A 12000-nucleotide genomic window follows, 5' to 3' on the forward strand; every position below is an offset into this window, starting at 1 on the left:
TTACGTTATTGCAGCTTGGTGAAATGGATGTCCTGGACGACCTTCTTCCAGTGCTGGTTCTGCGCGCGCACCAGATCGCCGAAGGCCTTGCGCGACATCGGCGCCGGAATCGCGCCCTGCTTTTCGATGGCGGCCACCACCTCCGGCTCGGCCAGTACCTGACGCACCGCGGCGTTGAGCCGGTCGAGCACGGCGTCGGGCGTGCCTGCCGGCGCGCCGAGGCCAAACCAGGACGGATTGTTCATGGCCGGCAAGCCGGCTTCGGCATAGGTCGGCACGTTGGGCAGCACCTTGAGCCGCTGCTTGGCGGCCACCGCCAGCGGACGCAGCCGTCCGCCCTGGATCAGGCCCGAGGACGAGGGGATATTGTCGAAGACCACCTGGATCTGGCCCGCCACCGCATCGTTGAGCGCCGGTCCCAGGCCCTTGTACGGAACATGCAGCATGCGCGTGCCCGTCTCGTTCATGAACAGTTCGCCATTCATGTGGCTCAGGCCGCCGTTGCCCGACGAGCCGAACGAGTACTTGCCGGGTTCGGCCTTCAGCAGCTTGATGAAGCCCGCGAGATCGTTGGCCGGAAAGGCGGGATTGACCACCAGCACGTTCGGCACATCGGCCAGGTTGCTGATCGGCGCGAAGTCCTTGACCGGGTCGTATGGCGTCTTCGCATAGACGTTCGGGTTGACGGCATGCGAGCTTTCCACCTGCATCACCAGCGTGTAGCCATCGGCCGGCTGCTTGGCCGCGTACGCGCTGCCCACCGCACCGCCGGCGCCGGGGCGGTTCTCGATCACCACGGGCTGCGTCAGCACCGCGCCCAGGCGCGTGCCGACGATGCGGGCAATGATGTCGGTGGTGCCGCCAGCCGCATAGGGCACGATCAGCTTGATCGGCTTGTCGGGATAGGTCGCGGCGTGGGCGCCGCTGGTCAGGCCGGCCGTGGCGAGCAGGCAGGCGATGGCGAGGTGGGTTCGGGTCATGCGATGTCTCCGTCTTTCAAGCGTGGTGTGTTGTGGTTCGTGTTGCGGCTCGGGTGGTCGTGCGATGCGAGGTGACCAGCCACGCCGGTGGCCGCCACGGCAACCGCGGTAACCGGCGTGGCCGCCTATGCCACCCGACCGTGCTCACCGAGCAGCGGCGGCGGCATCGGCGGGGTGCCGTCGCCAGCGGCGCCGGCCAGCATCGGATTGCGCACCATCGGAATGCGCCCCGCCACCGGGTGCCGGGCGAACTGCAGCAGCTTGCGGTGGCGCACCTGGGGATGGTCGAATACCTCGCGCAGCGTATGGATCGGTCCCCACGGCACCCCGGCCGCATCGAACGCGGCCGTCCAGTCGGCACGGGTGCGCGTGGGGAACACATCGGCGAGCATGGCGCGCAGCGCCGGAAGATTGTCGATGCGCGCGGAATTGGTGGCGTAGCGCGGATCGGTGGCGAGCTCGGGCCGCCCGGCAACGCCGCAGAAGCGGACGAACTGCGCATCGTTGCCGATCGCCAGGATCAGGTGGCCGTCGGCGCAGCGGAAGACCTCATAGGGCGCGCAGTTCGGATGCGCGTTGCCGCTTCGCTTCGGGTTCTCGCCCGACACCAGATAGTTGCTGCCCTGGTTGGCGTTCATCGCCACCGCGACATCGAGCAGCGCGATATCGAGGCGCGCGCCGCGGCCCGTGGTGTGGCGCTGGTACAGGGCTGCGAGCACGGCGGAAGTGGCGTACATGCCGGTGGTCAGATCCACCACCGCCACGCCGGTACGCAGCGGTCCCGCCCCCGGCTCGCCGTCGGGCTGGCCGGTATAGCTCATCAGCCCGCCCATGCCCTGGAACACGTAGTCGTATCCCGGCTTGTCCGCCATCGGCCCGCTCTGGCCGAAGCCGGTGATGGACAGATAGATCAGGCGCGGATTGAGCGCCTGCAGCGATTCGGCATCCAGTCCATAGCGCCGCAGCGTGCCCGCCTTGAAGTTCTCCACCAGCACGTCGGCCTGCAGCACCAGCCGGCGGATTTCCTCGGCACCTTCCGGCGTGGCGTAGTCGATCGCCACCGAGCGCTTGCCACGGTTGCAGCAGATGAAATAGGCAGACAGGCGCTCGTCGCTGTCGGTGGCCTGCAGATAAGGCGGCCCCCATCCGCGCGTGTCGTCGCCGCGCAGGGGGTGCTCGACCTTGGTGACCTGCGCCCCCAGGTCGGCGAGGTTCTGCGTGCACCATGGCCCCGCCAGGATGCGCGACAGGTCCAGCACCTTGATCCCTTCCAGGGCCCTCTCCAGCATGGCGACTCCGCATCGAAAACACTGCGGCCGAGTATAGGGAGGGGGTAGCCGGCGGGCCAGTTCAATGTATCGAACGAAGCGTTCGCGGGATTCGAACGGGCGCCGCGACGGGGCGGCGCCGGCGCCTACTCCGCGGGCGACTGGCAGAAGCGGATGCGATTGCCGAACGGGTCCGCGATCTCCATGACGCGCCCCCAAGGCACATCCTCGATGCCCGGCTTGGCATAGGTGTATTGGCGGCCCGCAAGCTCCTCGTGCAGCGCCTCGATATCGTCCACCAGCACGAACATCGCGGAGCCGGGCGTGGCGTCGCCATGATGCTCGCTCAGGTGCAGCGTCAGGTCGCCGCGGCGCACCTGTAGATACAGCGGGAAATTGTCGTCGAAGCGGTGTTCCCACTCGACCTCGAAACCGAGGAAGTCCACATAGAACTCTTTCGCCTTGGCCTCGGAAAAGATGCGGACGATGGGAATGGCAGGGGTCATGTGCATCGGCTGTCCTCGATGTCGGTTGGATGCGTAGCAGTCTATACGAGCGCGAGGGCCGGGAAGGCGGCCAGCGCTCTCGCGCCCGTCGCGGTAGACTCTCGCGACGATATCGGACGCCCCGCGTGCAAGCCTACTCCGGTTCCGCCGGCGACATGCCCCGGCCGGTGCCCGCGCCTTCTCTCCCCGACCCCGGCCGAAGCCGGATCACAGAGGACCTTTCCATGAGCCGACTATTCGAACCCCTGTCCCTGGGCGAACTGCAACTGGCCAACCGCATCGCGATCGCGCCGATGTGCCAGTACTCCGCCGACGAGGGCAACGCCACCGACTGGCACATGATCCACCTGGGCAGCCTGGCGCTCTCCGGCGCTGGGCTGATGATCCTGGAGGCCACGGCGGTCTCCCCCGAGGGCCGCATCAGCCCCTATGACCTGGGCCTGTACTCGGACGAGAACGAAGCCGCGCTGGGCCGCGTGCTGGCGGCCGTGCGCAAGCACTCGCCCATCGCCGTGGGCATCCAGCTCGGGCACGCCGGCCGCAAGGGTTCGAGCCAGGCTCCGTGGGACGGCGGCAGCCAGATCGCACCCGACGCGCCGCTCGGCTGGCACACGGTGGCGCCTTCGGCGCTCGCCCATGCGCAGGGCGAGATCCCGCCGGCCGCGCTGGACCGCGCGGGGCTGGACAAGGTGCGGGACGACTTCGTCGCCGCGGCGCGCCGCGCGGACCGGCTCGGCATCGATGGCATCGAGATCCATGCCGCGCACGGCTACCTGCTGCATCAGTTCCTGTCGCCGCTCGCCAACAAGCGCGACGACGAATACGGCGGCAGCCTGGAGAACCGCATGCGGTTTCCGCTCGAGGTGTTCGACGCGGTCCGCGCGGCCTTTGCCGCGCACAAGCCGGTGTGGATGCGCATCTCCGCCACCGACTGGGTGCCGGATGGCTGGGACATCGAGGGCACGGTGGCACTGTCGAAGATTCTGAAGACGCGCGGCTGCGCGGCCATCCATGTCACCACCGGCGGCGTGTCGCCCGCGCAGGCCATCAAGCTGGGGCCAGGGTACCAGGTGCCCTATGCCCAGCGCGTCAAGGCGGAAGTCGGTCTGCCCACGATGGCCGTGGGCCTCATCACCGAGCCCGAGCAGGCGGAAGCCATCATCGCGAATGGCGAGGCGGACATGGTGTCGCTCGCGCGCGCCATGCTCTACGATCCGCGCTGGCCGTGGCATGCCGCCGCCCGGCTGGGCGCGCACGTCAACGCCCCCAAGCAGTACTGGCGCTCGCAGCCGCGCGAATTCAAGGACCTGTTCGCGGGCTCCAGCTTCGGCCAGCGCTGAACGCCCGCGGCCACAGGAGACATCGATGACCGTCCGACGCATCGTCGCGAACCTGCCGGCGGCAGATCCCAATGCCGCGCGCGCCTTCTACCAGTCGCTGCTCGGTCTGGAGGTGATCATGGACCATGGCTGGCTGCTGACCTTCGGCGGCGACGGCACCGCCCGTCCCCAGGTCAGCATTGCGTCCGAAGGCGGATCGGGCACGCCGGTGCCCGCGCTGTCGATCGAAGTCGATGACGTCGATGCCGTCTACCGGCGCGCGTGCGACGGCGGTCTCGACATCCGCTATGCATTGACCGACGAGCCCTGGGGCGTGCGGCGCTTTTTCGTGTGCGACCCCTTCGGCAACGTGATCAACGTCCTGTCTCATCTGCCCGCCGCCCCCTAGCCGTGCATCGCAGGCGCGGCGCGCACCGCTATTCGTCGGTGACCATCCTGCGCACCCACTCGTGCACGAGGCGGACCTGTGGCGAGGCGTCATAGCGCGTCGATGCCATCAGGAAATAGCGATGCTCCGACGCGACGGAGATGGGCGAGAGCCGCACGAGCTGGCCGGTGCGCAGCGGATGCACCAGCAGCGAGCGCCTGCCGCAGGCGATACCCTGTCCGCGCATGGCGGCATCGAGCATCAGGCCGGTATCGGTGAAGGTCGTTACCCGGTTGCCACGCGGCACCGGGACCCCGGCTTCGCGGCACCACCGGTCCCACCCATGCCGCGTGTGGGCCAGCATCATCGCGCCTTCGAGCAGCGCCGGCATGGCGCGATGGCGCAGAGAGCCCAGATAGCCGGGCGCCGCCACGGGGAACCAGTCGTCGTGCCCCAGGTCCAGATGCGGCTCGTCGGGACGCGCGCGCGTGAAGCGCAGCGCGATATCGGCCTCGCCCTGCCGCGGCACGATGAGGCGGCTCGTCGGGTCGATCTCGATGCAGATCTGCGGATGGCTGCGCTGGAAGTCGGGCAGCGCGGGCAGCAGGCGGAAGCGCGCGAACGATGGCAGCAGGCTCACGCGCACGACATTGGCATCGCCCACCGGCGCGAACGCGCCACCGAGGGTGGCCAGCGCCTTGCGCACCGGCACCAGCAGGCGCTCGGCGTCGGGTGTCGGCGTCACGCTGCGCGTGGTGCGCGCGAACAGCGCCATGCCGCACAACTGTTCCAGTTCGCGAATGCGGTGGCTGACGGTACTGTGGGCCACCGCCAGTTCCTCGGCGGCGCGATGAAAACTGCCGAGCCGCGCGACGGCTTCGAAGGCGAGCAGCAGGGGAATCGGCGGAATATGGTTCATGGCGGGGCCACCGGCGCGGCGGGCACGGCCTTGGGGCGGGCCGGATTCCCCGGCCGCGCGGGCCATGTTCGATGCGCGATCATAGCGCACGCCGCGCGCGCCATGTCCAACCGAGCAGCGCCACGAAGCCGACCGGGCCCCATACGTTGAGCAGTTCGTCCACTGCGGGCAGCAGCGGCCGCGCAGCGAGCGCCTGCCCGCCGGCATGGGCCGTCTCCATGGCGATCAGCACGAGCCAAGCGGATTGCAGCGGCAGACTGGCCGTGCGTGCGTACCCGAAGGCAACGGCCGCCGCGACGGGCAACAAGGCAATGGCAAGCAGGGAAAGCATGGCGCGCTCCTCGTGGACGGGGTCGATCCGTGGCATCGATGCCCGCCACTGTAGAGCCATGGCTTGCCTGCGTTGATGAAAGATGCGGCGGCATTGGTCAGCGTCACCCACCAATGTGCGCGGTGCAAGCGCACCCCGCATGCGTGGACGGCGCTTCCCAAAAGCAAGCGGTCCGGCGAATGCCGGACCGCTGGGTTCCCGAAGGGAAGACGTGGGGTGGAATGGGCCGGTGGCGCGATGCGCGACCGTGCACCGGGCGGCGGGCTAGGCGAAAGCCGCCGCGCGAAGATGGTTCACTGGCATCAGCGGCTGCACGGCCTGCGGCGTCGCACCACAGTCGTCCTCGACCCGGCATTCCACCTTCTGCCGCCGCGCCGCCGCCATGCCGATCCGGACCGCCTCGTCGCGGCTGGCATGATGGGAAATCGCGAGCGCGGACCCTTCGACCTTCAAGTCCCAGCCGGCCTTGGCCGGCACCACGTAGAAATTGCGAGACATCGCGTTCTTCTCCGAGGAGTGGAAAGGAGCGATATGGATGTTAGAAAGGAAGTCGTGGCGTCAATATAAGCGTCCGTCCTACATGGCCATGCCGAAGGGCATGCCGGTGCGGTATTCCAGACTATCGCGCCACGAGGGCGTGGCCGGGGCCACCGGCGCCTTCTCCACGCGCCCATCGGCGGTGTGCAGCATCAACTCGACCTTCTGCCGCCTCGCGAGCGCGGCCCCGGCCTTGACGGCCTCTTCCGGCGTGGCATGGTGGGACTCGGCATAGCGTGCGCCAAGCCGGGTCACGTCCCAGCCTTCGCGATAGGGGATGACATGAATGGGTTCCATCGCATTGTTCTCCCAGGATGACGATGGTCCATTGTGCGCCCGCACGCAGCCGCTCCAGTATCCGGCGCTGTCCGACACGGACAAGCGCCTCGCGCGGTTTGCGCATGGCACCATGCTACGATCCGCGCCACTCAACGAGGACCACATGTTCACCTGCCAAAACCAATCCTGCCAAACCACCTGGGAACGTAAGGACGTGACCGTAGTCAACGAAGGCCAGGGGCCGCTTTTCCGCTGTCCCATCTGCGGCGCGCGCAATATGCTGGTGGCCAAGACCCGGCCCGACGGCGAAGTCGTCTACACGCAGCGCCGGTCCTAGCCACCCCCGGAGTCTTCGTCCTCCGGCCCGCGGAGGATGCCCGTTTGTCCAGCGCTCCCGTCCAGACCAGCGACAGCGCCCACATCGCGCATACCGATATCCCGGCCCGCCTGGATCGCCTGCCGTGGTCGCGCTGGCACTGGCGCGTGGTGCTGGCCCTCGGGGTGGCATGGGTGCTGGACGGGCTCGAAGTCACGCTGGTCGGCTCGCTGGGCGGCGTGCTGCACCGCGACGACACGCTGGGCCTGAGCGCGACCCAGTTCGGCTGGTCCGGCTCGCTCTATATCGCCGGCGCCGTCATGGGCGCACTGGTCTTCGGCCGGCTGGCCGACCGGCTGGGGCGCAAGAAGCTGTTCATCGCCACCCTGGCCATCTATATGGTGGCGACGCTCGCCACGGCGTTCTCCCCCAATTTCGCCTTCTTCGCGGTATGCCGGTTCGCCACCGGCCTGGGCATCGGCGGCGAATACGCGGCCATCAACTCCGCCATCGATGAACTGATCCCGGCCCGGATCCGCGGCCGCGTGAGCCTGGCCATCAACGGCAGCTTCTGGCTCGGGGCCGCGCTGGGCGCGTGCCTCAGCCTCGTGCTGCTGGACGAACGCGTGCTGGGCCCGGCGTTAGGATGGCGGGTGGGCTTCGCGCTCGGCGCGGTGCTGTCCATCGCCATCCTGATGGTGCGCCGCGACGTGCCGGAGAGCCCCCGGTGGCTGATCGCGCATGGCCGCGGCGACGAGGCGCGGCGCATTCTCGACCGGATCGAGGCTGAGATCGTCGCGCGCGGGGGCGCGTTGCCGCCGGTATCGGGGCCGCCCGTTCCGGTGGGACGCGGCTCGCCGCCACTGCGAAAGATCCTGCGCGTCATGCTGCACCAGTACCGCATCCGCAGCGTGGTGGCGCTGGCGCTGATGATCTCGCAGGCGTTCTTCTACAACGCGATCTTCTTCACTTACGCGCTGGTGCTGACACGCTTCTACGCCGTGCCCGAAGCCCGCGTCGCGCTCTACATCTTCCCCTTCGCGCTGGGCAACGTGCTGGGTCCCCTGTTGCTGGGCCCCCTGTTCGACCGGGTCGGACGGCGCAGCATGATCGGGCTGACCTATGTGCTCTCCGGCATCGGCCTGGCGCTGACCGGATGGGCCTTCGTCAACGGCTGGCTCGATGCGCGCAGCCAGGCGCTGTGCTGGTCGGCTGTGTTTTTCCTCGCCTCGGCGGCCGCGAGTTCGGCCTACCTGACCGTCAGCGAGGTCTTTCCGCTGCAGATGCGGGCGCTGGCCATCTCGATCTTCTTCGCCATCGGCACCGGCGCCGGCGGCTTTGCGGCGCCCGCGCTGTTCGGCGCTCTGATCGAGAGCGGCAGCCGCGAGGCGGTCGCCGCCGGCTACGCACTGGGCGCCGCGCTCGTGGTGGCGGCGGGCCTGCTGGCTTGGCGCTTTGCCGTCGACGCCGAGCGCAAGCCGCTGGAAGACGTGGCGGCACCCATGAGCGCCGACGACGGCTAGCGTGGCAATGGTGCGCACGGGCGCGAGCGGGTCACCCTCGGGAAAACCCTCGGCCCGCGGATGTCGATTTCGGCGTGCGCGGATCGACTAGCCAATAAGACAGCCACCGTATGACACGGCGCTGTCGCCACCGAACCCCAAGGAGATAGCGATGCGATTCATGGTCATTGTGAAGGCGAACCAGGACAGCGAAGCGGGCGTCATGCCGAGCGAACACGTGCTCGCGGCAATGGGCAAGTACAACGAGGAACTGGTGAACGCCGGCATCATGCTGGCGGGCGAGGGCCTGCACCCGAGTTCGAAGGGCGTGCGCGTCAAGCTCACCGGCAAGGACGCCATGGTCACCGACGGCCCGTTCGCGGAAACCAAGGAGCTGATCGCCGGTTTCTGGATCTGGAAGGTCAAGTCGCGCGAGGAGGCGATCGAGTGGGCCAAGCGCTGCCCGAACGCGGAAGGCGAAGTGTTCGAGCTGGAGCTGCGCCAGATCTTCGAGGCCGAGGACTTCGGCGCAGAATTCACGCCGGAACTGCGCGAGCAGGAGGAGCGGCTGCGCGCGCGCATCGCCGCGGATGGCGGCTCGCAGTAGGAATGCGCGCGGCCCGGGCCGGCCGGCCTCGGGGCAAAGGCGACTTCTTGCGGCAACCATGACAATTCCGGCTGTCGCCGTGCTCAGAATTAAAAAAGCTGAAATGGCAAATTTCACGGCGCTGCCATACATTGCAGACATAGTTGCCATGCATGCGCGGGCCGCCTTTCGGCCGCGGTCCCGCCTTGCCCCTGACAGGAGCGCGGACCATGTCCGGACCCGAACCATTCGCCGAAGAACGCGACGTCCCGTGGGAAGCCGACGGGTCGCCGCCGCCCGGAACGCCAGCCCCGGCCGCTGTGTACTACCGGCTGCCCGATACGCCCGAAGGGCACCATATCAAGGAGTACGCAAGCGGGCTGCGCCAGCTGGTCCGCTTCGTCGGCGTCGAGGAGCAGGTGGTCAGGTACAGCCTGACCGACCCCGGCTGACCCCGTCTCCCCCTGCCCAATGGACAGGACTGCAGGCCCGCATGAAATGCGGGCTTTTTTTTGCGCCGCCGGCAGACCTGCGTGCGTGGACCGGCAGGCGGTTGCTTGTCGCACATCGGCTTGCGGCGGCCGTTGCAGGGTAGCAAGCCCGCCGGTTTCGGGTCATGCATCGCGACCGATAGTGGTCTGAACCGGTGCATTCCTGCGAACTCATTTGGTTTTCGGATTTCTCGCATCGCGCAATGGCGAGGCCGTGGTTATCCTGCACCCACATTTCCAACGCTTCCGGCTGGTTCCCGTTTGGTCGCAAGCCGAGGACATGTGCGCAGGCCTTGCGCCGTAGATACCGTGGCGCAGTGTCGGCGTCTTTTCAGCGCCGCACGACCTTCTCGTGCGGCGTTTTTTTCTTCGGGGTGCGGCACGCCTTCGCCGGCCATCGCGGCGGGGAGCGGCGTCGCGATCGTCCCCGCGCACAGGAATCGAACCATGGCCTTCAAGATACTGGTCGCCGACGACCACCCCGCCATCGCGCTCGCCATCCGCAATGTGCTGGAATGCGAAATCGGCTGGGAGGTCTGCGACGACGTGACCACCGTCGACGATCTCGTCCGCGGCATTGCCACCCACCAGCCCAACGTGGTGGTGACCGACTACCACATGCCCGGCAGCGCGACCAAGGACGGACTGCGCATGCTCAACAGCCTGCGCCGTTGCGAGCCGACGCCCGCCATTGTCGTCTTCACCATGATGACGAACGCGATGATCCTGCGCGCGATGGTGGATCTGCCGGTGCAGGGCCTGCTGCTCAAGGACTCGCCGCTGGACGAACTGGTCAAGGCGCTGCGGCGCGTGCAGCGCGGCCTGCGCTATATCGGCAAGTCGGCCGCGGCCGTGCTGGCACAGGCCCGCGCCTTCTATCCCTGTGGCGACGATGGGCGCATGAAGCGCCCGCTGTCGGTGCGCGAGACCGAGGTGCTGCGGCTGTACCTGACCGGCAAGTCGGTGACGCAGATCGCCGGCGTGCTCAGCCGCAGCGTCAAGACGATCAGCCGCCAGAAGAACTGCGCCATGCAGAAGCTGGGCGCCACCAACGACCGCGAACTGTTCGACTTCGCGGCGCGCCAGGATCTGGTATTGCCGGCCAATACCGGCTGAGGCGCGGCGCACGGGCGAAGCGGCGGGCGGGACGGCGCAAGCGGGCGATATAATCGCCGCGCCTCTCTCCTTCCCCTTTTCCACCTCATTGGCGGCCAGGACCACGGTCCGGGTCCGCTGCCGCAACGCCATGCCCCATTCCGCTTCGCCCGAACGCTCCGCACTGCGTGTGCCCGCCCTGCTGGTCGCCGCCCCCGCGTCCGGCCAGGGCAAGACGACGGTGACCGCGGCGCTGGCGCGTCTGCATGCGCGCGCCGGCCGCCGCGTGCGCATCTTCAAGACCGGCCCCGATTTTCTGGACCCGACCATCCTTGCCGCGGCCAGCGGCACCGCCGTCCACAACATCGATTTGTGGATGACGGGCATCGACGACGCGAAGGCGCGGCTGGCCGAGGCCGCCCGGACTGCCGACCTGATCCTCGTGGAAGGGGTCATGGGACTGCACGATGGCGAGCCCAGCAGCGCGGATGTGGCCCGTCGCTTCGGGCTGCCGGTATTGAGCGTGATCCAGGCCGGGGCGATGGCGCAGACCTTCGGCGCGCTCGCGCTGGGGCTTGCCAGCTATGGGGAGCCGCTGGCGGCCATGCACGTGCTTGCCAACGGGGTGGGATCGGAGCGCCATGCCGGCATGCTGGCGGCCAGCCTGCCGGCGCATATCGGCTGGGCTGGCGCCATCGCCCGGGATGCCGAGGCGGCATTGCCGGAACGGCATCTCGGCCTGCTGTCGGCCGACGAGATGCCCGACCTGCCCGCGCGCCTGGACCGCCTCGCCGATGCGCTCGCCGGCCTGCCCATCGCGCGGCTTCCGGAACCGGTCGCCATCGACGACGTGCCGCCACCGGCGGCGCTGCCTGACCTGCTGGGCGGCGTGACCATCGCGGTCGCGCGCGACGCGGCATTTCGCTTTATCTATCCGGCCAATCTGGATACGCTGCGCGCACTCGGCGCGCGCGTGGTGGAATTCTCGCCGCTGGCGCAGACCCATCTGCCGCCGTGCGATGCGCTGTGGCTGCCGGGTGGCTACCCCGAACTGCATGCCGCCGCGCTGGCCGCGAACGGGCCGATGCTGGCCGCCTTGCGCGATGCGCACCGCGCCGGCATGCCGATGCTGGCCGAATGCGGCGGCATGATGGCCTTGTTCGACACGCTGGTCGACAAGGCCGGCGCCGCCCATGCCATGGCCGCGCTGCTACCCGGCACGGTGCGGATGCAGCGCCGTCTGGCTGCGCTGGGCCACCAGCAGGTCGCCCTGCCGGAGGGCGCGTTGCGCGGCCATACCTTCCACTATTCGACCGCCGACAGCCCGCTCACGCCGCTGTGCCACGCGCGTTCGCCGCGCGATGGCGGCCAGGGCGAGGCGGTGTTCCGCCACGGAGCGCTGACGGCCAGCTACGCCCATCTGTACTTTCCGTCCAATCCCCTCGCGGTGGCGGCGCTGTTCCGCCGCCACGGCTGAGCCGCC

Annotated in this window: 15 protein-coding genes; 8 read left to right on the top strand and 7 right to left on the bottom strand. The window is 68.6% G+C overall.

The genetic code is table 11. The features are described 5' to 3' along the window. Positions 1-5: 5 nt before the first annotated feature. The 3 genes from LDO27_RS05905 to LDO27_RS05915 all read right to left on the bottom strand — a co-directional run bounded on the left by LDO27_RS05905 (position 6) and on the right by LDO27_RS05915 (position 2760). Positions 6-980, bottom strand: coding sequence for a Bug family tripartite tricarboxylate transporter substrate binding protein (locus LDO27_RS05905; protein WP_224040304.1), 975 nt, complete (start codon positions 978-980; stop codon positions 6-8). A gap of 125 nt (positions 981-1105) precedes the next feature. Next, the gene (locus tag LDO27_RS05910; protein WP_224040306.1) at positions 1106-2269 is read right to left on the bottom strand and encodes a CaiB/BaiF CoA transferase family protein; all 1164 of its coding nucleotides are present in this window, start codon (positions 2267-2269) and stop codon (positions 1106-1108) included. Between the two features lie 125 nt (positions 2270-2394). Further along, positions 2395-2760, bottom strand: coding sequence for a glyoxalase superfamily protein (locus LDO27_RS05915; RefSeq protein ID WP_222204702.1), 366 nt, complete (start codon positions 2758-2760; stop codon positions 2395-2397). Between the two features lie 218 nt (positions 2761-2978). Here LDO27_RS05915 and LDO27_RS05920 point away from each other — a divergent pair, with 218 nt between their 5' ends. Both LDO27_RS05920 and LDO27_RS05925 read left to right on the top strand, forming a co-directional pair. Continuing rightward, positions 2979-4094, top strand: a complete 1116-nt coding sequence (locus LDO27_RS05920) for an NADH:flavin oxidoreductase/NADH oxidase (protein WP_224040308.1) — start codon at positions 2979-2981, stop codon at positions 4092-4094. 25 nt (positions 4095-4119) lie between these two features. After that, on the top strand, positions 4120-4482 hold the full coding sequence (locus tag LDO27_RS05925; protein WP_224040310.1) for a VOC family protein: 363 nt from the start codon (positions 4120-4122) through the stop codon (positions 4480-4482). 28 nt (positions 4483-4510) lie between these two features. On the opposite strand, the gene LDO27_RS05930 is transcribed toward LDO27_RS05925, so the two are convergent. From LDO27_RS05930 to LDO27_RS05945, 4 genes are all read right to left on the bottom strand, one after another. Continuing rightward, positions 4511-5380, bottom strand: coding sequence for a LysR substrate-binding domain-containing protein (locus tag LDO27_RS05930; RefSeq protein WP_222204696.1), 870 nt, complete (start codon positions 5378-5380; stop codon positions 4511-4513). A gap of 79 nt (positions 5381-5459) precedes the next feature. Beyond that, a complete protein-coding gene (locus tag LDO27_RS05935) occupies positions 5460-5711 on the bottom strand; it encodes a hypothetical protein (RefSeq protein WP_224040312.1) in 252 nt (83 codons plus the stop codon). A gap of 264 nt (positions 5712-5975) precedes the next feature. After that, positions 5976-6209 carry a DUF2188 domain-containing protein gene (locus tag LDO27_RS05940; protein ID WP_222204692.1) on the bottom strand — a complete coding sequence of 78 codons (234 nt, stop codon included), beginning with the start codon at positions 6207-6209 and terminating at the stop codon, positions 5976-5978. A gap of 78 nt (positions 6210-6287) precedes the next feature. Next, positions 6288-6545, bottom strand: a complete 258-nt coding sequence (locus tag LDO27_RS05945; RefSeq protein ID WP_224040314.1) for a DUF2188 domain-containing protein — start codon at positions 6543-6545, stop codon at positions 6288-6290. Here LDO27_RS05945 and LDO27_RS05950 point away from each other — a divergent pair. The 6 genes from LDO27_RS05950 to LDO27_RS05975 all read left to right on the top strand — a co-directional run bounded on the left by LDO27_RS05950 (position 6535) and on the right by LDO27_RS05975 (position 11994). Beyond that, entirely contained in the window at positions 6535-6864 is a 330-nt protein-coding gene (locus tag LDO27_RS05950) for a hypothetical protein (RefSeq protein ID WP_224040863.1), read from the top strand. The two genes, LDO27_RS05945 and LDO27_RS05950, sit on opposite strands and share 11 nt — an antisense overlap. 44 nt (positions 6865-6908) lie before the next feature. Continuing rightward, a complete protein-coding gene (locus LDO27_RS05955; protein ID WP_224040316.1) occupies positions 6909-8366 on the top strand; it encodes an MFS transporter in 1458 nt (485 codons plus the stop codon). Positions 8367-8517: 151 nt separating this feature from the next. Continuing rightward, on the top strand, positions 8518-8952 hold the full coding sequence (locus tag LDO27_RS05960; protein WP_224040318.1) for a YciI family protein: 435 nt from the start codon (positions 8518-8520) through the stop codon (positions 8950-8952). Positions 8953-9161: 209 nt separating this feature from the next. Further along, positions 9162-9383, top strand: coding sequence for a hypothetical protein (locus tag LDO27_RS05965; RefSeq protein ID WP_222204683.1), 222 nt, complete (start codon positions 9162-9164; stop codon positions 9381-9383). A gap of 486 nt (positions 9384-9869) precedes the next feature. Next, positions 9870-10538 carry a response regulator transcription factor gene (locus LDO27_RS05970; RefSeq protein WP_222204680.1) on the top strand — a complete coding sequence of 223 codons (669 nt, stop codon included), beginning with the start codon at positions 9870-9872 and terminating at the stop codon, positions 10536-10538. A 130-nt stretch (positions 10539-10668) separates the two neighbouring features. Beyond that, entirely contained in the window at positions 10669-11994 is a 1326-nt protein-coding gene (locus LDO27_RS05975; protein WP_224040321.1) for a cobyrinate a,c-diamide synthase, read from the top strand. The last annotated feature ends 6 nt before the right edge of the window (positions 11995-12000 follow it).

This window comes from Cupriavidus respiraculi, from assembly GCF_914271545.1.
In the GTDB taxonomy this organism is placed as follows: domain Bacteria; phylum Pseudomonadota; class Gammaproteobacteria; order Burkholderiales; family Burkholderiaceae; genus Cupriavidus; species Cupriavidus respiraculi.

Bases quoted from the DNA above. Each gene is read 5' to 3' on its own strand.
- LDO27_RS05905 (WP_224040304.1), bottom strand. From the start codon at position 980: ATGACCCGAACCCACCTCGCCATCGCCTGCCTGCTCGCCACGGCCGGC.
- LDO27_RS05910 (WP_224040306.1), bottom strand. From the start codon at position 2,269: ATGCTGGAGAGGGCCCTGGAAGGGATCAAGGTGCTGGACCTGTCGCGC.
- LDO27_RS05915 (WP_222204702.1), bottom strand. From the start codon at position 2,760: ATGCACATGACCCCTGCCATTCCCATCGTCCGCATCTTTTCCGAGGCC.
- LDO27_RS05920 (WP_224040308.1), top strand. From the start codon at position 2,979: ATGAGCCGACTATTCGAACCCCTGTCCCTGGGCGAACTGCAACTGGCC.
- LDO27_RS05925 (WP_224040310.1), top strand. From the start codon at position 4,120: ATGACCGTCCGACGCATCGTCGCGAACCTGCCGGCGGCAGATCCCAAT.
- LDO27_RS05930 (WP_222204696.1), bottom strand. From the start codon at position 5,380: ATGAACCATATTCCGCCGATTCCCCTGCTGCTCGCCTTCGAAGCCGTC.
- LDO27_RS05935 (WP_224040312.1), bottom strand. From the start codon at position 5,711: ATGCTTTCCCTGCTTGCCATTGCCTTGTTGCCCGTCGCGGCGGCCGTT.
- LDO27_RS05940 (WP_222204692.1), bottom strand. From the start codon at position 6,209: ATGTCTCGCAATTTCTACGTGGTGCCGGCCAAGGCCGGCTGGGACTTG.
- LDO27_RS05950 (WP_224040863.1), top strand. From the start codon at position 6,535: ATGGGTTCCATCGCATTGTTCTCCCAGGATGACGATGGTCCATTGTGC.
- LDO27_RS05945 (WP_224040314.1), bottom strand. From the start codon at position 6,545: ATGGAACCCATTCATGTCATCCCCTATCGCGAAGGCTGGGACGTGACC.
- LDO27_RS05960 (WP_224040318.1), top strand. From the start codon at position 8,518: ATGCGATTCATGGTCATTGTGAAGGCGAACCAGGACAGCGAAGCGGGC.
- LDO27_RS05965 (WP_222204683.1), top strand. From the start codon at position 9,162: ATGTCCGGACCCGAACCATTCGCCGAAGAACGCGACGTCCCGTGGGAA.
- LDO27_RS05970 (WP_222204680.1), top strand. From the start codon at position 9,870: ATGGCCTTCAAGATACTGGTCGCCGACGACCACCCCGCCATCGCGCTC.
- LDO27_RS05975 (WP_224040321.1), top strand. From the start codon at position 10,669: ATGCCCCATTCCGCTTCGCCCGAACGCTCCGCACTGCGTGTGCCCGCC.